Here is a 20,701-nt window from a genome sequence, read left to right as displayed (position 1 = left end):
AAGACGTGGGAGAGTAGGTCGCCGCCAGGTCACCACGGCACACGCCACACCACACCGGAGTGGACGCAGCAGGCGTCAGCCACACTCGACAATCGGCTTCATGAACGACAAAGCCGGCGCTTTCCCCCACGGGAAGCGCCGGCTTTTCGTTGTGCCTGGGGTGGCGACGCGGCCCCCTCCCTGACCCTCCCCCGCCGCAGGCGGGGGAGGGGATCAAGGGGTTGATCGTCAGCTTTTCGTCCTGCGCCTCAGCCGTAGAGGTCGTTTCGCATCGCATGGTCGTAGTGCGCATCGATGGCCTCCGCGGCGGAGGCGTCCTGCCTGGTCATAGCGGAGAGCATCTGGCCGGGGGTCGGAAGCACGCCGCGCCCGATCCGCGATTCCGGAGCCCACAGCTTGGCCCGGTTCACCGCCTTACCGCAGTGGAACAGCACCTCGTCCACGCTCACGACGATGGCCGTCTTCGGAATTTTCGTCCCCTCGGCGAAGCTGGCGCGGAGGTCCGCATCGTCCGAGACTCGGCCATGCCCATTGATCCGCATGAAAACGTCCAGGCCGGGGAACAGGAACAGCATTCCCAAGCGGTCGTCCTCCAGCAGGTTGCGCATGGACTCGATCCGGTTGTTGCCCGGCCAGTCGGCGAAGGCGACGGTCTTGGCATCGAGCATCCTGACGAAGCCCGGCGGGCCGCCGCGCGGCGAGGCGTCCAGACCCGCAGCGCGGCCGGTGGCGAGGCAGAAGAAGGTGGCCTTGGCGAGGTAGTCGGCGTGGAAGGAGATCAACTCCGTCATGACCGCCTTCTGGACATGCTCCATGGGCGGGTCGTAAAGCCGGTCGAGGTCGAGGTCGAGGTCGAGGTCGAGGTCGGGCGTGGAGGAGGGGGGATTCTGCGGGATCATGGCTTTCTCCTGTCGCGCGCAGGCTAGCGGGGAATGGAAGGCGGAGCTAAGCTATGGCGGCCATTCGATAGCGGGTTGACGCCATGTCCGAGGAGCGGTTCGCTTTCGCCGCGAGTGATGCGCGCGAACCGATCATCGTCGCCATCTATGAGACGCAGGCCGAACATCGCGCGCTTGGACTGCACAGCCACCCGCGCGGCCAGCTCTCCGGTCTGCGCCGCGGCCTGCTCACCATCGGCACGGAGACGGACACCTGGGTGGTTCCCGCCGAGCACGCGGTGTGGCTTCCGCCCCACCAGCCGCACCATGGCTACACCCACGGGGCCGTCGAGGGGTGGAGCTGCTACATCGCGGAGGCCGCCTGCGCGACGCTGCCGGACCGGCCCTGCATCATCAAGGTGTCCGGCCTGTTGCGCGAGGCGGTGATCCGCGCCTCCGGATGGCAGGGGTGGGAACTGGACGAGGCGCAATGGCGCCTTGCCATGGTCCTCCTCGACGAACTCAGGGCCTCGCCCATCGACCCCTTCACCCTGCCCATGCCGCGCGATCCGCGCCTTCTCCGGATCGCACGGGCCCTGCTCGACGATCCCGGGGATCGGCGTGGCATGGACGCCTGGGCTTCCTGGGCGGGCGTGTCCGAGCGGACGCTGAGCCGCCGCTTCGTGGCGGAGACCGGCTACAGCTACACCGCGTGGCGGCAGCGGGCGCGCCTGATGCGCGCGCTGGAGATGCTGGTCGAGGGCACGCCGGTGACGACCGTCGCCATCGACCTCGGTTATGACAGCGTCAGCGCCTTCATCGCCTTGTTCAAGCGGACGCTGGGCGTGACGCCATCGGCCTATTTCGGCTGAGCGGGATGGGGCGGGGCCGGTTGGGCCCAAGCGACGCCTGAAACGACGAGGGGCCGCTTGATGAACAAGCGGCCCCCGCAGACACTGTCGTGCCCCAAAACTGGAGCGGGCGAAGGGATTCGAACCCTCGACCCCAACCTTGGCAAGGTTGTGCTCTACCCCTGAGCTACGCCCGCAATGTGGCGCGAGTGACGGGACTTGAACCCGCGGCCTCCGGCGTGACAGGCCGGCGCTCTAACCAACTGAGCTACACCCGCAATATGGCTCCGGATGCTGGACTCGAACCAGCGACACGCGGATTAACAGTCCGCTGCTCTACCGACTGAGCTAATCCGGAACGGAGGCCGGCTTATACGGGTCTCAGCGGCGCAGCGCAAGCAGGAACTTCACCGGGGGACGAATTTTTTCGCGGCCACCCTCCGGCGCTCCGATCAGGCGACCCCGAGCAGGCTCTGCACCGCCCGGACGATGCTGTCCTCGGAGAAGGGCTTCTGGACGACGGACAGCTGGCCCGGCTCCTCCTTGGGCAGGTTGTCGCTGTAGCCGGTGGTGACCAGGATGGGCAACTCGGGGCGCTGCTCCTGCATGCGGGCGATCAGGCTGGTGCCGTCGAAATGCGGCATGCGCAGGTCGGTGATCAGGATGTCGGCAGGATCGTTCTGGTCGATCTTGAAGGCATCGAACCCGTTGCGCCCGATGGTCACGCGGAAGCCGCGCTCCTCCAGGGTTTCGGCAATGGTGACCGCGACGACCGGGTCGTCTTCGGCAACGATCACATGAAAGGTCTGGGACATGACGGACGGGCCTCTTGTCTGCACGGTCCTGAATCCTGTAGCCCATCGGGCGGCGGCGGACCAATGCGCAATAGGTCATAAACCGCTGTCTCCGCCATACCGCCCCTGGCCATACCGCCCGCCATTCAGCGCCAGATCCTCAGCGGATGATCCGCAGATTGCTGAGCTGGCCGGCGATGGTGCGGAACACCATCTGCAGGTCCGTCGGCGTCGGACTGTCGAAATAATGGTTCGGGCCGGGCGAGGCGCAGCTTTCGTAGAGGGTGCGGGTGGCGCTGCTGGCGCTGTCGCCGACGGTGATGGTGAAGAGGGTGATCCCCGCCGCCTTCATGTTGCTGCACAGCGCCAGCATGCGGTTGTTGATCGCCGTCGTCACTTGGTTGGTGTCGGTGGTGCCCAGCAGCCCGTCGCTGAGGCGCTGGTAGCCGGTGTAGTCGCCCTGCGGCTTGTACTTGAACCACTCGTTGTTGCCGTCGGTCAGCAGAACGACCGCCTTGGACATGTCGGGCGTTCCGTAATCGAGCGGCAGCGTGTCCGGCGTGGTGCCGCCCCACAAGCCGCGCCACTTCGGCGACAGGGTGAACCATCCCGCCTGAAGCCCCTGGTTCGCCATGGTGCCGCCGCGGTTCACCGGCTTCAGCCCGGCGATCTTGGCGAGCAGCGCCGAGCGGTCGTTGGTCAGCGGCATGATCGGCGGCGGGCAGCCGAGGTTCGGCCCGGCCATGTCGTTGGTCTGGCGGTAGGTGCCGTCGTCGGTGATGTTCGTGGGGGTCCAGGGGTTGTCGTTGTTGTTCCCGCTGTACTGGTTGTTCGGGTACCAGAAGGGCTTGAAGGGAGCGGAGGCCGGCGGGGTGTCGGTTTGGTCCTGCGGCTGGGTGCGGGCCAGGACGCAGCCGCGCCAGCCCTGCGAGGCCCATTTGGTGGCGTCGTAGCTGCCCGCCGCCAGCCAGTTGGTGCGGGTCTTGCCGATGTTGACCTCCGCCGCGTAGGGGGCAATGGAGACCCACAGGTTCCTTGGCGGCGTGCTGCCCGGCCCGAACAGGATGTTGACGAGGTCGGTGGCGGCGCTGCGCAGCTCCCCGATGCGGTTGTTGGTCGCCATGGAGCCGGTGACGTCGAGCACCAGCGCCAGCTCCAGCCCGGCGTTGGCGCGCTGCACCTGGTTGGTGACCGAGATGGTCAGCTCGTTCACCTGCAGGACGCGCAGGAAGGTCGTCGGCAGGGTGGCGGTGACGGACACGCCGACGCGCTGGTTCGTCTGGTCCAGCGTCACCGCCGGTGTGCCGATGGCCGCCCCCAGGAAGCCCGGCGGCAGGTTGGCCGCGACGAACATGGCGATGTCGCTCTGGGCGTCCGCCGTGGAGTTCAGCATCTTGCCGGCGGCCAGCGCCCCGGCGTCGATGGCGGTCTGGAGCCGCGACTGCACCAGGAAGGCCCGTCCGTAATCCACCGCCAGCCCGATCATGCCCAGCAGGGGCACCGCTGCGGCGGCGAACATCAGCGCGGTGGCGCCCCGGCGGTCCCGCCCTACGGCGCCTAAAGAGTTTGCGCCGAGAGCGGCGAGCAGGCGGCCCGCAAGCGTGAAGGCTGTCCTCATGGCCCGGTCTCCAGCGTGGTGAGCGTGCCGAGCCGGGGCTGATAGACGGCGCTGGCGTAGAGCGTCGTGGAGGTCCCGGCATCGCCGAGCCACGGTCCGCTCAGCAGATAGGGGGTGAAGCGGTAGAACAGCTCGGTGAAGATGGCGTTGTCGCCGGGCTGCTGGGTGAAGCCGGGCGGCAGCGTGGCGACCCCGCCCGCTGCGCCGAAGTGGCTGAGGGCGGAGCCGGTGCCGGCCCGTTCCTGCCACATCACCCGCGATCCCTGGCCCATGTTGGCGACCGAGGTGACGATCACCTGCCCACCGGCCATCAGGTCCAGCGGCTGGGCGACCTCCGTCGCGGCGAGGAACAGCACGCCGACCTCGTTCCCCTTCACCACGGTCATGCCGGCGCGCAGCTTGTCGAACTGGGTGGCGATGTCGCTGACGTTGGCGGCGGTGCGGTTCAGGGTCAGGGTGATGCTGACGTAGCGCACCACGTCCACCGTGGCGGTGACCAGCACCAGAAGGACCGGCGCCAGCAGAGCCATCTCCAGCGCCGCGACGCCGCGCCGGTCGCGCGGCAGGCGCGGGCGGAATGGATGATGTTCCGTCATGCCGGTCACTCCCCGACCATGAAGGGTTCGTTGCGCACGGCCAGCCGTGCTTCGTGGATCAGCTCCGCCCGGCCCAGGACCGTGGCGCCCAGCCCGGTCAGCACCGGCTGGGTGTAGCGCAGCGTATAGACGACGACCTGCCCGCTGCCGCCCAGCGCCGCCCCGGTCTGATTGGCGTCCCAGTCGGCGGAGCCGCAATTCAGGTCGGTCAGCGAGCTGGAGGGCGGGATCCCGCCGTTGATCTGGCCCAGCGTGGTGAAGGAGGCGTAGCTGTGGCTGCGCACCGACAGGCGGCTCTGGTCGAGCACCCGGCTGGTCAACCGGTACACCGTGTCGCAGACCTGGGCGCGGCGGTCGGTGAAGCCGCTTCCCAGTTCTCCCGTGAAGCCGCTGCGGGCGGCGGCACGGGCGGCGTGGTTCAGAAGACCGTCCACGGTCAGCGAGTAGGACACCTCGGCCAGGGCGATCATGCCCGCGATCAGCACCGGGGAAACGAGCGCAAGTTCCAGCGTGGTCAGGCCCCGGCGGTCACGCAGGACGCGGCGAACGGGAGAGGGGACGGGAGGGGGGTGGCTGCGGCTGTCGCTGCGCATGGGGCCGGCTCACGGTTTGACGGCCACGAACTGGCGCGCCGTCTCGTAGAAGGCCAGATTCGAGCGGACGTTGGCGTCGTCGAGGTCGAGCCGGGCCACGCGGGCCGCCGCCTCCCGGTCGCCCTTGAGCCCATAGGCCAGCGCAAGGTTCTGGCGCACGCGGGGGGAGTCCACCCCGCCGTGGACGAGGCTTTCCAGGATCGCCACGCCCTCCGCGCTGCCGTTCAGCGCCAGCGACAGGCCGAGGTTGGCCATGGCCATCGCGTTGTTCGGCTCCGCCTTCAGGACGTGGCGGTATTCGGCCTGGGCCTCCGCGTGCCGCCCGGCGAGGTCGAGGGCGACGCCGCGGTTGAGACGGGCGCGCAGATCGTCGTCGTTGCGGCGGAGCAGGGCGTCGAAGCGGTTCAGCGCGTCGACGGGGCGGTTGGCGCGGACCAGCGCGCGGCCCAGCGCCGTCTGCACCTCCACATTGTCGGGCACGACGGCGGCGGCCTTCTGCAGTTCGACCACCGCGTCGGCGGCGGACCCGCTCTCCGACAGGGTCTCGCCCAGCCCGAGCAGGGCGCCGACATGGCCCGGCGCCTGATCCAGCACCGCGCGGTAGAAGCGCACCGCGGAGCCGGTGTTGCCCGCCTCCTGGGCGGCGCGGGCGAGGCGGAGCTGCACGCGCGCCTTGTCGTCCAGCGTGGCGTTGGCCGTCGGGCCGCTCTTCGACCCCACCGGCCCGCCGCCCGGCGCGGAGGCGCAGGCGCTGACCGACAGCAGCAGGAGGGCGGCCGCCGCGGCGCGGCCCAGACCGGAGAGGCGCTTCCTTGGCCTCGAATCCCTCTCCCGCCCCGGGAGAGGGAGGGACCCGCCGCGAAGCGGTGGGAGGGTGAGGGTACCGCCAAGGATCGGCGCCCCGATCCTCGCACGACCCTCACCCGCCCGCTTCGCGGGCACCCTCTCCCGGGGCGGGAGAGGGGATGTCGGATGCGATGGGTCCGGGGCGGCGATCATGGTTGACCTCCCTTGTTGGTCTGGCTGGAGTGGACCTGTTGGTTCGTGCCGGCGCTGTCGAAGCTGCGCGAGACGTCGAGCATGGCGGGGCCGCCGACGACGATGAAGACGCAGGGCAGGATGAAGACCACCATGGGCAGGGTCAGCAGCACCGGCAGGCGGGCCGCCTTCTCCTCGAACCGGGCGAGGCGCTGGGCGCGCATCTCCCCGGCCAGGACGCGCAGCGCCTGGGCCAGCGGCGTGCCGTAGCGCATGGCCTGGATCAGCGTCGTCGCCATGCCGCGCACCCCCTCCATGTCCAGCCGGGCGGCCAGATTGTTGAGCGCGCCGCCGCGGTCGGACAGCACGCGCATCTCCGCCGCGGTGGCCGACAGCTCGGCGCTCAACGCCGGGTAGGCGGTCGCCACCTCGCGGGCCACGCGGTCCACCGCCGCTTCCAGGCCGAGGCCGGCCTCGCCGCAGATCACCAGCAGGTCGAGCGCGTCGGGCAGGCCGTTGCGCACCTCCTCCAGACGGCGGTCGCGCATCCGGCCCAGCGCCAGATCGGGCAGCCGCCAGCCGAGCAGGGCGCCGGCCACCACCTGCGCGGCGGCACCCGGCGCGCCGATCAGCGAGGGCAGCAGGTCGCCAGCCGCCGCCGGGACCAGCGCCATCCCGGCGCCGATGCACAGCAGCTTGATGCCGAGCAGGGAATAGAGGTGGCCGGGCTGGTTGTAGCCGGCGGCGATCAGGCTCTTGCGCATCCGCTCCCGGTCTGCGGAGCCGACGAGCGGCGTGCGGGCCAATGCGGCGCCGATCCGGCTCAGCAGGCTCCGGCGCTCCGTCTCCGGGGCGGCGGACGGCGCGGTTCCGGCGCGCAGGCGCTCCAGCCGGGCCAGCAGCCGCTCGCGCAGCACGCAGGAGCGCAGCCCGGCCACCCCGGTCAGGATCATCAGCACGCCGAAGCCGAGAAGGACCGGCTGTGGGATCAGGCCGCCGCTCATGAGGCCATCGCTCATGACAGGGTCTTCCGAATGAGGAGTTGCATGGAGCCGACGCCGACCAGCAGCAACCCGCCCGCCACCGCCAGCATCGTCTGGCCGCTCGGCTCGTCGATCAGCCGCATCGCGTAGTCGGGGTTCAGCATCGCCATGCCGCCGCCGGCCAGGAAGGGCAGGGCGGCCAGCACGGCGGCGGAGCTGCGTGCCTCCGACGTCAGGGCGCGGGTGCGCATCTGCACGCGGCGGCGCTGGCGGATCATGTCGGCCAGATTTTCCAGGGGTTCCGTCAGGTTGCCGCCGGTTTCCCGCTGCAGCAGCAAGGTGACGACGAAGAAGCGGAACTCCGGCAGGCGGACGTTGACGGCGGCGCGGGCCAGCACGGTCTCCAGGTCGATGCCCATGGCCGTCTCGTCGACGATGCGGCGGAACAGCGGGGCGATCGGCTCGGACAGTTCGGTGCCGACCATGCGCAGGCTTTCCGACACCGGGATGCCGGCGCGGGTGGCGCGGACGACGAGGCTGATCGCGTCGGGAAGCTGGTTCATCAGCGCCTCCAGCGCCCGGCGGCGGCTGGCGGCGAAGACGATGCGCGGGGTGACCAGCAGGGCCATGGCGGCGGCGGTCGAGGCGCCCGCGTCGCCCATCACCGGCCCGCCCAGCCACCAGCACAGACCGGCGGCGATCACGGCGTACAGCAGCGCCCGCCACAGCCGGATGCCCGGCGGCAGATAGACGGTCTGGCGCCGCGCGTAGAAGCGCGACATGCGCCGCTTCACCCGGTCGGCAAAGGTCGGGGACCCGGCGCCGGTGATGTCGGGGCTGTCGTCCTCCGCCTCGGTCCGCGCCTCGGCCGACAGGGCGGCCAGCCGGCGGCGCAGCGCCTTTTGGCGGCGGAAGGCGCGCAGGGTGGAGAGGGCGAACAGCAGAGTTCCGACGCCGAGGAGGAGGGTGGCGAGTTGAAGGGCCTGGATGCGGTCCATCGCGGGTCCCCCCCTTTACAGGCCGGTGGTGGCGGCGTTCCAGGCCGCCTCCTGCCCGAAATAGGCCAGCCGCTCGGCGAAGCGCGGGCGCAGGCCGGTGGCGGCGTAGCGTCCTTCGAGGATCCCGTCGCGGTTCTCCCCGCGGAACTCGAAGGTGAAGAGGTCCTGGGTCAGGATCACGTCGCCCTCCATGCCGACCAGCTCGGTGACGTGGGTGATGCGGCGCACGCCGTCGCGCATGCGTTGGACCTGGACGATGACGTTGACCGCCCCGGCGATCTGCTGGCGGATGGCCCGGCTGGGCAGGTTCATGCCGGCCATCAGCACCATGTTCTCGACGCGGCTCAGCGCGTCGCGCGGGTTGTTGGCGTGGATGGTGGACATCGACCCGTCATGGCCGGTGTTCATCGCCTGGAGCATGTCGAAGGCCTCCGCCCCGCGCACCTCGCCGATGATGATGCGGTCGGGCCGCATGCGCAGCGCGTTGCGGACGAGGTCGCGCTGCGTCACCTGCCCCTGGCCCTCCAGGTTGGGTGGGCGCGTCTCCAGCCGGACGACGTGGGGTTGCTGGAGCTGGAGTTCGGCCGCGTCCTCGATGGTGATGACGCGCTCGGTCGGCTCGATGGGGCGGGACATGGCGTTGAGCAGCGTCGTCTTGCCCGAGCCGGTGCCCCCGGAGATGATGACGTTCAGCCGGCAGCGCCCGATGATCTCCAGCGCGCGGGCCATCGGCTCCGACAGGCTGCGGAACTCCACCAGCTCTCGGAAGCCGATGGTGCGGCGGGCGAATTTGCGGATGGAGATGCAGGCGCCGTCGAGCGCCAGCGGCGGCACCACGATGTTGACGCGGCTGCCGTCGGCCAGCCGGGCGTCGACCATGGGGCTGGATTCGTCGACCCGCCGCCCGACCGCCGAGGCGATGCGCTGCGCGATGTTCAGCAGATGGCCGGCGTCGCGGAAGCGCACCGGCATCTCCACCAGCTTGCCGCGCTGCTCGGCGAAGGTGCGGGACGGGCCGTTGACCATGATGTCGGTGATCGCGTCGTCGGCCAGCAGCGGCTCCAGCGGCCCCAGCCCGATCATGTCGTGGACCAGTTCCGTTGCCAGCGTCGCCTGCTCGCGCCCGTTCAACTGGCTGCGGCTGGTGGTGGCGATGTCGTCGATCAGCCGCTCGACCAGCGGGCGCAGCGTTTCAGCCGGCATGTCGGCGATGGTCGCCGGGTCGATGCGGGCCAGCACCTGCGACCGGATGTCGTTCAGCGAGCGGTTGACCGGGCGCAGCGTGGCCGGCGGCGGCGGAGAGGGGGGCGCCACCGGGGCCGGAGCAGGGGCGGCCTTCGGCTCCTCGGGGGGCGGGCTGGCGATCGACAGGGAGGAGGGCGCGGCCTTGCGGCCGAACAGGGTGCTCATCGCCGCACCCAGCGGCGGAACAGGCCGTCCTGGGCGGCGGGCTGTCCGGCGACGTCGGCGCCCAGCCGCTCCATGGCCTCGCGGAAGCGGCGGCAATGGCGGAAGGCCGGCTCGCCGACGCCCGCGGCGACGGCCAGCGGCACCGGACGGTAAGGCAGGGCGTGCTCCGGCGGCTCGCCCAGCGTCCGCATCAGATCCGCCGCGGGAAGCTCGCCGGGGGCGCCGCGCCGGTTCAGGACGGTGACGAGCCGCCCGCCGCCGGACCGGCGCGCGATGGCGGCGCGCAGCCGCACCAGATCGCGCAGGCCCGCGACGCTGGCGTCGCCGACCAGGACCGCGATGGACGCCGCCTCCAGCGCGGCGCGGGCGGCCCCGCCCTGGGCGCGGCCCGCGTCCACGACGACGTAGTTGTGGCGGGCCTGCAGCCGGTTCAGCACCGACAGGGCGGCGGTCGGCGCGATGTCGATCACGTCCTCCACCGGCTCCTCCGCCGCCAGCACGGACAGCCGGTCGGAGGCGGCGATCATGGCGCGCTCCATGAACACGTCGTCCACCCGGTCGGGGGCCTCGACCGCCTCGCGCAGCGCCGGTTCGGGCCGCAGGTTGAGGGCCAGCGCCACCGTGCCGTTCTGCAGGTCGAGGTCGACCAGCGCCGTGCGCCCGCGCGCACCGTCGGCCAGCCAGCAGCCGAGATGCACCGCCACCGTGGTGGTGCCCACGCCGCCGCGCGCGCCGATCACCGCCACTAGCTTGCCCAGCCGGCCCGGCGCCTCGTCCGCCGCGGTGCCGGCGCCGGCTGCGCGCAGCGCGCTTTCCAGCAGGTCGCGGGACAGCGGCTTGAACAGATAGTCCGTGACCCCGATCCGCCGCAGGTCGCGGTAGAGGCCGATGTCGTTGCTGTCGCCGACCGCGATGACCCGCACCGACGGGTCGCAGACCCCGGCCAGAGCCTCCATGGCGGCCAGCGGGTCGGCGACGCCGGACAGATCGACCAGCAGCAGATCGGGCGAGCGCTGGCGCTCCAGGTCGCGGGCGGCGCTGCGGATGTCGCCGGTCCGCACCTCGCAGGGCAGCAGGGACGGGGCGGTGCGGGTCAGCAGGGCGGCGCTGGCCGCGTCGGCGACGTAGGCGAGCAGGCGGGGGCCGGTGCCGCGGGCGGCGTCGGCCGGCGACGGCGCGTCGCCGAGAAGGGTGGCGAGCAGGCTCATTGCTCCTCCTGGCTTCCGTTCAGGGCGGGGGACAGCAGGAAGGCGCTGGTGCTGTTGCTCTTCACGAAGGGCTTCACCTGGTCGGCGCGGTAGCGCTGGACGGCGCCGGCCATGCGCTGGCCGTCGGCGGGCACGGTCTCGCGGCCCTGCACGAGGTCGCGCGGATCGGCCAGCATCAAAGCGAGGTTGCGCTGGTTGCTGCAGCCCAGCGCCGCGGTCGGGCTGTTCTGGTACCAGCCGCTGTAGATGTCGCTCCACGCCGCGCAGTCCGGGGCCAGCGCGACGTAGCTGGTCACCTGGAGCGCCGGGGCGCCGGTCTGGTCGGGGGCGAAGGTGACGTTCTCCGGCGGCACACCGGCCTCGCCCAGCAGGGAGGCGACGGCGGTCCGCGCCGGTGCGGCCAGCAGGGGACCGGTGACCGTCACGTGGGGAGTGGTGTCGCGGCCGAGCCCGGCCACCGTGCGGGCCACCCGGGCGCGCTCCTCCGCCGCGATGGCGCCGCTGCGCGGGTCGATGGCGAAGGGGACGGCGTTGCTGAGCGCCTTCACGGCGGGCGTCTGGGCGGTGGGCATCGGCGGGGGCGTCTGTGGCACGGCGCAGCCGCCCAGCAGACCCGTAAGGAGTGGCAGAAGCAGCATCGGCGTTCGCATGGCTTTGGGCAGCATGGCTTTGGGCATGGCGCGGTGCTCCGCGAAAGGGGTCATTGGAGGCTGAAGCCGGCGTCGCCGTGGAGGCGGGCGGCGCCCGGCCCGATAGCGAGCGGGGCGGTGCCGGCCGCGCTGCTGCCGCCGGCCGGGGGCTGCAGGCTCTGGGCACGGTTCAGGAAGATGCGCTCCACGTCGGTCGCCGCGACGAAGCCGTCGGTCGGGGCGGACAGGGCGTTGGCGGCGGACACCGGGCGGACGAGATAGGGGGTCACGACGATGACCAGCTCCGTCTCGTTGCGGCGGAACTTGCTGGAGTGGAACAGCGCCCCCAGCACCGGCACGTCGCCCAGCCCCGGCACAGCGTCCAGCGTCGCCGAGGTGTTGTTCTGGAGCAGGCCGGCGATGGCGAAGCTCTGCCCGCTGGCCAACTCGATGGTCGTCTCGGCGCGGCGCACCGACAGGCCGGGGATGCGGATGGAGTCGACCACGACGGCGCCGTTGTTGGTCAGCTCGCTGACCTCCGGGCGGACGCGCATGCTGATCTGGCCGCCGCCCAGCACGGTCGGGGTGAAGTCCAGGCTGACGCCGTACTTCTTGAACTGGATGGTGGTGGTGCGGTCGTACTGGGCGACCGGGATGGGGAACTCGCCGCCGGCCAGGAAGCTGGCCGTCTCGCCGGACAGGGCAGTCAGGTTCGGCTCAGCCAGCACGGTGATCAGCCCGTCCTCGGCCAGCGCGTCCACCACCGTGTTGATGTCCACCCGCCCGTTGCTGGAGCGGTAGCTGCCACCGATCGAGTTGGTTGGGGGAATGGCGCGGATCAGGTTGCCGGCGGCGTCCAGGATGGGGCGCCCGGTGGCGATCCCGAAGGCGAAGGAGCCGATGTTGAACATGCTCTCGAAATTGACGCCCAGCTCCTTGGTCACCTGGCGCGACACCTCGGCGACGCGGACCCGCAGATTGACCTGGGCGGGGGCGGCGACGGTCAGGCGGTTGGTGACGGTCTGCCCCTGCCCGACGTAGCGCTCGGCCAGCTCGACCATCTGCCGCGCCGTGGCGGGGGAGGAGACGGTGCCGGTCAGCGTGATGCCGTTGCCGGTGCTCTGTACATCGATGGCGGCGTTGGGCACCTGGGCGACCAGCTTGGACCGCAGGTCGCCGATGGGCATGGTGACGACGACGCTGAAGGAGGCGAGCGGCTTGTTGTCCGCCGACAGGGCGTAGACGCTGGCCCGTCCCGGCGTCTTGGCGACGATGAAGAAGGCCTGCGGACCGGACGCCTGCACGTCGGCGATCTCCGGGGCGGAGGTGAAGACGCTGGCCGCCGGGGCCGGCAGGTTGACCGGCTGTCCGCCGCCGACCTCCAGCGTGATCTCGCGGGGGCGCTGCTGCGCCTGGGCGGGCAACGCGGCCAGCATCGCGAACAGTCCGGCCAGGAGGGCCGCCCCGATGAAGGCTGCGACCCGGCTTGTGGTGTTGATGGTTGCCATCGTCATGAGTTCATCCCCCCAGGGTCGGCGCACCGGTTCAGCGTTCGAGCGTTTCCGTCTTGGAGCCGCGGATGATGAGCAGCGCCGGGCGGCGGGTGGCGGGCGCCTCCGCGCTGTGGGGCGCGGGAAGCTGGCGCAGGGCAGGCGACACGTCCTCAGCCCAGGTCGGGGCGGAGGCGGGCACCGTCTCCCCGGCGGCGAGGGCGGTCTCGTCGGCGAGCAGGCTGCGCAGCGCCAGCGACAGCTTGCCCATGGCCGCGGCGACGGTGACCGTCTCGCTCTGGCGGGCGGTGACCTCCAGCGTCACGGTGCGGGGGATGCGTCCGTCCGGCCCGCTCTTCGCCATGCCCGCTTCGCCGAGCTGCTGGTCGATGGCGATGACGCGCAGGTTCTGGAGCACGGTCTCGCCGACCGCCCGGCTGCGCAGGTCGCGCCCCGCCTGGGCTTCGAAATTCTGGGTCAGGATCAGGTCCACGCGGTCGCCGGGCCAGATCAGCCCGCCGGTCGCGCTGACCGCGTCCACCGCCACCGACACGGCGCGGCTGCCCGGCGACAGGACGGCGGCAAGGAAGCCGCGCTCCCCCGGCGCGACGATGTGGCCGGCCATGATCGGCTCGCCAGCCGCGAAGGACCGGCGGGTGACGGCGCCGCTGTAGGCGCTTTCCGCCACGCGGCCCCGCACCATGTAGCCGTCCAGCAGACGGCCCGGCGGCCAGGCTTCCCAGCGCAGATCCTCGGCGCGCAGCAGCATGCCGGTTGAGATCGGGCGGGCGGCGACCAGCACGGAATCCATGGGCGCCTGGGGCGCCGGGACCGCGACCGCGGCGGTCGGGGCCGGCAGCATCGAGAAGGACACGTAGCCCACCAGCGACAGCCCGACGAGCAGCAGGGACAGGAAAAGCACTCTCAGAACCATGCCGCTCCTCCGGTGGGGTTGGAGAGGGTGAGCAGCCCGCCAGCGGCCAGGGCGACGCCGTAGGGCACGGATTGGCGGGTTGCGATGCGGTGCGCCTCGGCCGCCAGGAGATGGGCCAGGATGCGGGCCGGCGTGGACCGGCCACCGAAGCGGCGCAGCAGCCGGCGCGCCGGGCGGGTGTTGCGCAGCGCCAGCCAACCGGTGAGATAGAGAAGGGAGAGCACCCCGCCGGCCAGCGCGGTGGCGGTCGCGAAGGGGGCGGCCCGCTCCACCCCGACCAGCAGCAGGATGGCCGAGGCCAGCTTCACGTCCCCGCCGCCCAGCCAGCCCCACCCGTGCAGGGTGCCTAGGACCAGGAACAGCGTGGCGGCGGCGGCAAGGCTGGCCCAGGGAAAGGGGGCGCCCTGCACCAGCGGAAGCGCGAGGCCGAGGGTGGCGAGGAGGATGGACACCGTGTCCGGGATGATGCGCCGGCACAGGTCGTCCGCCGCCGCCCAGCCCAGCGCAAGCCCCGCCATGGGCAGTGCCAGGGAGAGGGGGTCGAGGACCGCGATCGTTTCCATGGCGGGAGCTTTGCGTGGGAGGGGAGGAACGGCGTTTACGGAATTTTCGTCGAGGTGCCGGTGACCGTGGAACCGATGCCGGTGAACAGGGTGCTGACGTTGGTGCCGAAGGTGCGGGCGCCGCCGATGATGACAAGCGCGACGAGCGCCGCCGCCAGACCGTATTCGAGGGCCGTAATGCCCTTGCGGTCCTTGGTGGCGGCGTGGATCGGGGAAATGATGGCGCGGATGTTGGCGAGCATGGTCATTGATTGTCTCCGTTGATAATTAAGACACGAAGGGTTTTCGCTTCATCACTGTGAAGCGGAGGGGCTCGATTACTGATTTTTAGGGAATGCACGGCGTCTGTGATTTCAGGATGTCGAAGCCCTGCATTTTAGGAAACCTATCGATAGAGGTAGTCCGGCGGGCCAGTGCCGTTGTCTTCGCAATCCGCGGTGCAACTTTTCGCGCCGTCATCAGGCAATGCGCCGGCGCCGCCATGTGCAGAAAAGTCGTTCCAAAGAAACGGCGAGAAGAGCGCCATGTGGGGAGGCGAATGACAATCGGATTGCTTTGATGGGAAATGATTAGAAATTGAAGAGATTATCGGGCTATGCCGGGATTGTGCCGACGCCGGGATCGCCGCTCCCTTCGCGGCGCGCGGAGCATTTGGACTCCCGACGGTGGTGCCATCTCGTCCCGGAATGGTGGCTGGTTCACCGGTTGGCGAAGCAGAGTCGGTAGCCGGGTCGGGGTACCCTTTTCCGTCAAGTCGAAGCGCACGCACCGGATCGTCCGTCTGGGAACAGGACTGGACGAACGGGACGAGGAGTTAATCCCGCCGGTTCTACGACCAGTGGCAATAGGTCGCACCTTCGTGATAATGAGAATAACTATCATCCAAGCCGAAGGGCATGGATACTGCCGGCAGGCCCCGCCATGGATCGCGGCCGTGGGCCACCGCCGTCAAGGAGCGAGAGTCAGGATGTCATTGTTCGGCAAATATGTCGCGCCGGCCGCGGCGCTGTCCGTTCTGTTGATCGCCGGTGGCTCCGGCCTGGCGGCCGATCCGGCGGAGATTCAGAAGGCGAAGGCCGAGCTGGGCAAAGCGCTGTTCTTCGACAACAATCTGTCCTCCACGCGCAGCCAGTCCTGCGCGACCTGCCACAACCCGGAATTCGGCTTCGCCGACCCGCGCGGCGCGGCGTCGCTGGGGGCGGACGGCAAGTCGCTGGGCGACCGCAACGCGCCGACCGCCGCCTACGCTCACCTCGCCCCGCGCTTCGGCTTCAAGGCCAGCGGGGTTCCCTTCGGCGGACAGTTCCACGATGGCCGGGCCGCCACCCTCCAGGAGCAGGCCGGCGGGCCGCCGCTGAACCCCGCCGAGATGGCCATGGCCTCCAAGGCGGAGGTGCAGGGGCGGTTGAAGGAGAACGCCGACTACGCGCGGAGCTTCGTCGCCCTCTATGGCGCGGGGGTGCTGGACGACGCCGAGCGGGCCTACGACGCGATGACCGACAGCATCGCCGCCTTCGAGAAGACCGACGTCTTCTCGCCCTTCGATTCCAAGTACGACCGCTATCTGCGCGGCGAGTACAAGATGACCGGCGAGGAGGAACTGGGGATGACCCTGTTCTTCTCGCAGCAGTTCACCAACTGCAACGTCTGCCACAAGCTGAACGCCATGCCGGCGGCGACGAACGAGGTCTTCACCAACTACGAGTACCACAACATCGGCGTTCCGGTGAACGCGGAGCTGCGGGCGGCCAACGGGGTGGCGGCGACGCACATCGACCGCGGGCTGGCGGAGAATCCGGCGCTGAAGGGTCAGACGGCCCATGAGGGGAAATTCAAGACGCCGACCCTGCGCAACGTCGCGGTGACCGGCCCCTACATGCACAACGGCGTCTTCAAGGACCTGGAGACCGTCGTCCGCTTCTACAACAAGTACAACAGCACCAAGCCGGCGGACCAGATCAACCCGGAGACCGGCAAGCCCTGGGGCAATCCGGAAGTCGCCGCCACCGTCTCCATCAAGGAACTGGAGGAGGGCCCGGCGCTCGACGACCGCCGAATCAAGGCTCTGGTCGCCTTCATGAAGACGCTGACCGACGCCCGCTACGAACCGCTGGTGAAGTGAGCGCGGGCGGGCGGGGCCGCCGCCATGGCCCCGACGTCCGCCGCAAAATCGGCAGCATGCGCCCTGCATCGCGATTGCATCTTGACAATGAGAGTGATTAGCGGCGCATGTTGAGAATGCTTCGCACTTTCATGGCATTGACGCCCACGCCCATCGACGCTTGAGGAGACCTTCATGTTCAAGCACGCCTCCGGCTTTGCCGCCGCGGCTCTCATCGCGCTGGCGCCGCTCGCCGCCGACGCCCAGACGGCCAAGCCCGCCTACAAGGACGTGGTGAAGACCTACGCGGACATCGCCCAGGCCAGTTACGAGGATTCCGCCAGCACCGCCAAGGCGCTGAAGAAGGCCGTCGACGCGCTGGTGGCCAACCCGTCGGAGGCGACGCTGGCCGCCGCCCGCACGGCGTGGCTGAACGCCCGCGTCCCCTACATGCAGACCGAGGCCTTCCGCTTCGGCAACCCGATCGTCGACGCGTGGGAAGGCAAGGTCAACGCCTGGCCGCTCGACGAGGGCCTGATCGACTATGTGGACGACGGCTATGCCGGCGGCGACAGCAACCCGTTCGCCAAGGCCAACGTGATCGCCAACCCGAAGATCAAGGCCGGCGACAAGACCATCGACGCCCGCAAGATCACCAAGGAACTGCTGGCCGACAAACTGCACGAGGCCGGCAAGGTCGAGGCCAACGTGGCGACCGGCTACCACGCCGTCGAGTTCCTGCTGTGGGGCCAGGACCTGAACGGCACGGGTCCGGGCGCCGGTGACCGCAAGGCGACCGACTTCGCCAAGGGCAAGGACTGCACCAACGGCAACTGCGACCGCCGCGCCCAGTTCCTGACCGTCGCCACCCAGATGCTGGTCGAGGATCTTGAGGAGATGGCCAAGGCCTGGGGCGCCAAGGGCAAGGCCCGCGCCTCCGTCGCCAAGGCCAAGGAGTCGGAGGGCGTCGCCCGCATCCTGACCGGCCTCGGCAGCCTCAGCTACGGCGAGCTGGCCGGCGAGCGCATGAAGCTCGGCCTCATGCTGCACGATCCGGAGGAGGAGCATGACTGCTTCTCCGACAACACCCACAACTCGCACTATTACGACCAGGTCGGCATGGTCAACGTCTACAACGGGCGCTACACCCGCGTGGACGGCAAGGTCGTGACCGGCCCGTCGCTGTCGCAGTATGTCGCCGCCACCGCGCCGGAGGCCGACGCCAAGGTGAAGGAGGCGATGACCGCCACCACCGCCGCGATGAAGGTCATGAAGGACACCGCCGACAGCGGCAAGATGGCCTACGACCAGATGATCGGCACGGACAACGCCGAGGGCAACGCGATCATTTCGACCGCGGTGGACCGTCTGGTCGACCAGAAGAAGGCCCTGGAAAGCGTCGTCGCCGCCCTGGGCGTTTCGGTCGAGCTGGCCGGTTCGGACAGCCTCGACAACCCGTCCGCCGTCGGCAAGTAAGACGTCGGCGAATTAGCCGGCGGCAAGCAAGCTGGCGGACCACGGGCCGCGGCCCTTCCTTCCCGCGTGGGGCGGCGTTGTCCGCTCCCCGCCGACCGCCCGCGCGGGGGAGGGGCCGCAGCCCGGCCTTTTCGTCTTCATGAGATGGGGCACTCCGCCCGACCGATGCCCGCCCGACCGATGAAAGCCCGTTTCGCCTTCCTGCTCGCCCTTCTGCCGGCCCTGCCGGCGGTGGCGGGCGACCTCGACACCCGGATCGGTGAGAAGCTGTTCCGGCGGATGTGGGTCAGTGCCCCGACGGTGACGCATGCCAACGATGGGCTGGGGCCGCTCTACGACGCCCGCTCCTGCGCCGCGTGCCACCCGGCGGCCCGCCAGGGGCGCCCGCCCGATCCCGATACGCCCGATCCCGATTCACCCGATGGCCGCGGCGTCGGCTACGCGCTGAAGCTCAGCGGCGACCCCGTCTATGGGCGGCAGATCCAGACCAACGCGGTGCTCGGCTTCGCCACCGAGGGCAAGCCCGTCCTGACCTACCGCGAGGAGACGGTGCGCTTCCCCGACGGCGACACGGCGACGCTGCGCCGCCCGCTGGTGACCGTCACCGACCTCAATTACGGGCCGCTGGCCGAGGCGACGGCCATTTCCGCCCGCATCGCCCCGTCCGTGCGCGGCATGGGCCTGCTGGAGCGCATCCCCGAGGCCGACATCCTGGCCGGCGCCGATCCGGAGGACCGCGACGGTGACGGCATCGCCGGACGCCCCAACTGGGTGGCGCCGGAGGGCACGCGGCAGCTCGGCCGCTTCGGCTGGAAGGCCGTCCACCCGACGCTGCACCGCCAGAATTCGGAGGCCTTCAGCCTCGACATCGGCATGTCCACCCCGGCCTACCCCGAGCCCTGGGGCGACTGCACACCGGCGCAGACCGAGTGCCGGAACGCCCCGCACGGCGACTCCCCGCAGTACGAGGGGCTGGAAATCCCCTCCACGGTGATCGGGCTGATCGACGGCTATCTGCGCACCCTGCCGCCGGATGGTGGGCTGGAGGCGCCGCGCGACACGGCGGGAAGCGCGCTGTTCGCCGCCACCGGCTGCGCGTCCTGCCACCGCCCCTCCTTCACCACGGCGGAGGACGCGGCGCATCCCACGCTGTCCCGCCGGACGATCTTCCCCTACAGCGACCTGCTTTTGCACGATCTGGGCGAGGATCTGGCCGACGGCGTGGCGATGGGCGAGGCGAGGGGCCGCGACTGGCGCACGACGCCGCTGTGGGGGATGAAGCGGCTGGCGGAATCCGACGGCACGCTGGCCCTGCTCCACGACGGGCGGGCGCGCAGCGTCACCGAGGCCATCCTGTGGCACGGCGGCGAGGCGGACATGGCGCGCGGCGCCTTCATGGCCCTGCCGCGCGGCGACCGGGAAAAGTTGGTGCGTTTCGTTCTGGGGCTCTAAAGTCCACACGGTTTGAATGGCATAGGTGATGAGGATGCAACGCCGTCGCATGATCGGCCTGATGTCGGCCGCCGCCCTGTCGATCCTCCTGCCGGGCAAGTTCGCCCTGGCGGCGCGGGAGCCGGCGGGAGACGCCGCCGTGCTGGGCGGTCTGGTCCGAACCCATGCCCTGCCGCGCTTCGACGCGCTGGCCGGTGCCGCCGGCATCTACGCGGAGCGGCTGGCGGAGTTCGCCGCGGCGCCGACCGCGGACGGGCTGGAGAGCTGCCGCGCCGCCCACCGCGCCGTCTACGAGGCCTGGGCCGGCGTCCAGCACCTGCGCGCCGGACCGCTGGCGATGGAGCTGCGCGCCGACCGCATCGCCTTCTGGCCGGAGCGGGCCGGGGTGGTGCAGCGCCAGATCCTCGCCATGCTGAAGAACCGCGATCCGAAGCTGCTGGAGCCGGGCGGGCTCGCCCGCCAGAGCGCCGCGGTGCAGGGGCTGACCGTGCTGGAGCGGCTGCTGTTCGACGAGGGCGTCACCGCCGCTGGATTCCAAGGCGATGAGGCGGGGCGCTTCCGCGGCGCGCTGGCCGCCGCGGTGGCGCAGAACGTCCTCGCCATCACTCGTGAGGCGCGCGACGGCTGGAAGGCCCTGGAGGCGCCGCTGACCGCCGGGGAGCAGACCGCGCTCGGCCCCGACGCCGGGTCGGCGATCAACGTGCTGTTCACCGGGTCGCTCACCGCGCTGCAGGTGGTGGCCGACCAGAAGCTGCTGGCGCCGCTCGGCCCCACCGCCGCGGAGGCCAAGCCGGCGGTGGCCGAGGCGCTGCGCAGCGGCCAGTCGTCCCACAACGTCCGCATCAACCTGGAGGCGCTGCGCGCCCTGATGCTGGGCGAGGGCGGGGGACCGGGCCTGACCGCGCTGCTGCCCGCCGGCGACGCCGGGGCGCAGGCCCGCCGCGCGTTGGAGGACGGCTTCACCGCCGCGGTCCGCGCCGCCGAGGCGATCCCCGCACCGATCAACGTCGCCGTCGCCGACCCGGCCAAGCGCAAGACCGTGGAGGCCACCCTGCAACGGGCCAAGGACCTGCGCAACCTGCTGACCGGCACGGTGGCGCCGCTTCTGGACATCAGCATCGGCTTCAACGAACTGGATGGAGACTGAGC

At 70.6% G+C, this 20,701-nt stretch carries 20 protein-coding genes and 3 tRNA genes; 5 read left to right on the top strand and 18 right to left on the bottom strand.

The features are described from left to right. Positions 1-248 precede the first annotated feature (248 nt). Complete coding sequence (locus tag H0B54_RS21815) at positions 249-899, bottom strand: MSMEG_1061 family FMN-dependent PPOX-type flavoprotein (RefSeq protein WP_188262073.1); 651 nt, start codon at positions 897-899, stop codon at positions 249-251. 83 nt (positions 900-982) lie between these two features. Here H0B54_RS21815 and H0B54_RS21810 point away from each other — a divergent pair, with 83 nt between their 5' ends. Beyond that, positions 983-1,750 (top strand): AraC family transcriptional regulator, encoded by a 768-nt coding sequence (locus H0B54_RS21810; RefSeq protein ID WP_188262072.1) that lies wholly within the window; start codon positions 983-985, stop codon positions 1,748-1,750. Between the two features lie 101 nt (positions 1,751-1,851). On the opposite strand, the gene H0B54_RS21805 is transcribed toward H0B54_RS21810, so the two are convergent. The 17 genes from H0B54_RS21805 to H0B54_RS21725 all read right to left on the bottom strand — a co-directional run bounded on the left by H0B54_RS21805 (position 1,852) and on the right by H0B54_RS21725 (position 14,771). Continuing rightward, positions 1,852-1,926: transfer RNA gene (locus H0B54_RS21805), tRNA-Gly, on the bottom strand. A 4-nt stretch (positions 1,927-1,930) separates the two neighbouring features. Continuing rightward, positions 1,931-2,007: transfer RNA gene (locus tag H0B54_RS21800), tRNA-Asp, on the bottom strand. Between the two features lie 4 nt (positions 2,008-2,011). Further along, a tRNA-Asn gene (locus H0B54_RS21795) sits at positions 2,012-2,087 on the bottom strand. Between the two features lie 94 nt (positions 2,088-2,181). Next, a complete protein-coding gene (locus H0B54_RS21790; protein ID WP_014200077.1) occupies positions 2,182-2,544 on the bottom strand; it encodes a response regulator in 363 nt (120 codons plus the stop codon). 139 nt (positions 2,545-2,683) lie between these two features. Next, positions 2,684-4,141 (bottom strand): TadE/TadG family type IV pilus assembly protein, encoded by a 1,458-nt coding sequence (locus H0B54_RS21785; protein ID WP_188262071.1) that lies wholly within the window; start codon positions 4,139-4,141, stop codon positions 2,684-2,686. After that, positions 4,138-4,737: a TadE/TadG family type IV pilus assembly protein gene (locus H0B54_RS21780; protein ID WP_188262070.1), complete on the bottom strand. Its 600-nt coding sequence runs from the start codon at positions 4,735-4,737 to the stop codon at positions 4,138-4,140. Before H0B54_RS21780 ends, H0B54_RS21785 begins: the two co-directional genes overlap by 4 nt. A gap of 5 nt (positions 4,738-4,742) precedes the next feature. Continuing rightward, positions 4,743-5,330 carry a TadE/TadG family type IV pilus assembly protein gene (locus H0B54_RS21775; RefSeq protein ID WP_188262069.1) on the bottom strand — a complete coding sequence of 196 codons (588 nt, stop codon included), beginning with the start codon at positions 5,328-5,330 and terminating at the stop codon, positions 4,743-4,745. Positions 5,331-5,339: 9 nt separating this feature from the next. Beyond that, complete coding sequence (locus H0B54_RS21770; protein ID WP_343068998.1) at positions 5,340-6,050, bottom strand: tetratricopeptide repeat protein; 711 nt, start codon at positions 6,048-6,050, stop codon at positions 5,340-5,342. A 275-nt stretch (positions 6,051-6,325) separates the two neighbouring features. After that, the gene (locus tag H0B54_RS21765) at positions 6,326-7,327 is read right to left on the bottom strand and encodes a type II secretion system F family protein (RefSeq protein WP_188262067.1); all 1,002 of its coding nucleotides are present in this window, start codon (positions 7,325-7,327) and stop codon (positions 6,326-6,328) included. Then, positions 7,324-8,289, bottom strand: coding sequence for a type II secretion system F family protein (locus H0B54_RS21760; RefSeq protein WP_188262066.1), 966 nt, complete (start codon positions 8,287-8,289; stop codon positions 7,324-7,326). The genes H0B54_RS21765 and H0B54_RS21760 overlap by 4 nt, the downstream gene beginning before the upstream one ends. Before the next feature lie 15 nt (positions 8,290-8,304). Next, a complete protein-coding gene (locus H0B54_RS21755; RefSeq protein WP_188262065.1) occupies positions 8,305-9,699 on the bottom strand; it encodes a TadA family conjugal transfer-associated ATPase in 1,395 nt (464 codons plus the stop codon). Further along, the gene (locus tag H0B54_RS21750) at positions 9,696-10,907 is read right to left on the bottom strand and encodes a CpaE/TadZ family protein (protein ID WP_188262064.1); all 1,212 of its coding nucleotides are present in this window, start codon (positions 10,905-10,907) and stop codon (positions 9,696-9,698) included. The genes H0B54_RS21755 and H0B54_RS21750 overlap by 4 nt, the downstream gene beginning before the upstream one ends. Beyond that, positions 10,904-11,584, bottom strand: a complete 681-nt coding sequence (locus H0B54_RS21745; protein ID WP_246472676.1) for a CpaD family pilus assembly protein — start codon at positions 11,582-11,584, stop codon at positions 10,904-10,906. The genes H0B54_RS21750 and H0B54_RS21745 overlap by 4 nt, the downstream gene beginning before the upstream one ends. A 23-nt stretch (positions 11,585-11,607) precedes the next feature. Then, positions 11,608-13,050, bottom strand: coding sequence for a type II and III secretion system protein family protein (locus H0B54_RS21740; protein WP_188262062.1), 1,443 nt, complete (start codon positions 13,048-13,050; stop codon positions 11,608-11,610). A gap of 31 nt (positions 13,051-13,081) precedes the next feature. Then, a complete protein-coding gene (cpaB, locus tag H0B54_RS21735) occupies positions 13,082-13,960 on the bottom strand; it encodes a Flp pilus assembly protein CpaB (protein ID WP_211109485.1) in 879 nt (292 codons plus the stop codon). Beyond that, positions 13,951-14,523 carry a prepilin peptidase gene (locus tag H0B54_RS21730; protein WP_188262061.1) on the bottom strand — a complete coding sequence of 191 codons (573 nt, stop codon included), beginning with the start codon at positions 14,521-14,523 and terminating at the stop codon, positions 13,951-13,953. Before H0B54_RS21730 ends, cpaB begins: the two co-directional genes overlap by 10 nt. Positions 14,524-14,558: 35 nt before the next feature. Further along, on the bottom strand, positions 14,559-14,771 hold the full coding sequence (locus H0B54_RS21725; RefSeq protein ID WP_188262060.1) for a Flp family type IVb pilin: 213 nt from the start codon (positions 14,769-14,771) through the stop codon (positions 14,559-14,561). Positions 14,772-15,490: 719 nt separating this feature from the next. Here H0B54_RS21725 and H0B54_RS21720 point away from each other — a divergent pair. The 4 genes from H0B54_RS21720 (at position 15,491) to H0B54_RS21705 (ending at position 20,699) form a co-directional block, all read left to right on the top strand. Next, on the top strand, positions 15,491-16,645 hold the full coding sequence (locus H0B54_RS21720; RefSeq protein ID WP_188262059.1) for a cytochrome-c peroxidase: 1,155 nt from the start codon (positions 15,491-15,493) through the stop codon (positions 16,643-16,645). A 174-nt stretch (positions 16,646-16,819) separates the two neighbouring features. Next, positions 16,820-18,100 carry an imelysin family protein gene (locus H0B54_RS21715; protein ID WP_188262058.1) on the top strand — a complete coding sequence of 427 codons (1,281 nt, stop codon included), beginning with the start codon at positions 16,820-16,822 and terminating at the stop codon, positions 18,098-18,100. 180 nt (positions 18,101-18,280) lie between these two features. Then, the gene (locus H0B54_RS21710) at positions 18,281-19,552 is read left to right on the top strand and encodes a di-heme oxidoredictase family protein (protein ID WP_188262057.1); all 1,272 of its coding nucleotides are present in this window, start codon (positions 18,281-18,283) and stop codon (positions 19,550-19,552) included. Positions 19,553-19,586: 34 nt separating this feature from the next. After that, a complete protein-coding gene (locus H0B54_RS21705; protein ID WP_246472675.1) occupies positions 19,587-20,699 on the top strand; it encodes an imelysin family protein in 1,113 nt (370 codons plus the stop codon). The last annotated feature ends 2 nt before the right edge of the window (positions 20,700-20,701 follow it).

The sequence above is a fragment of the Azospirillum tabaci genome (genome assembly GCF_014596085.1).
Classification (GTDB): Bacteria; Pseudomonadota; Alphaproteobacteria; order Azospirillales; family Azospirillaceae; genus Azospirillum; species Azospirillum tabaci.
The sequence above is the reverse complement of the archived record's forward strand: the minus strand, read 5'-3'. Positions and strand labels throughout refer to the sequence as shown.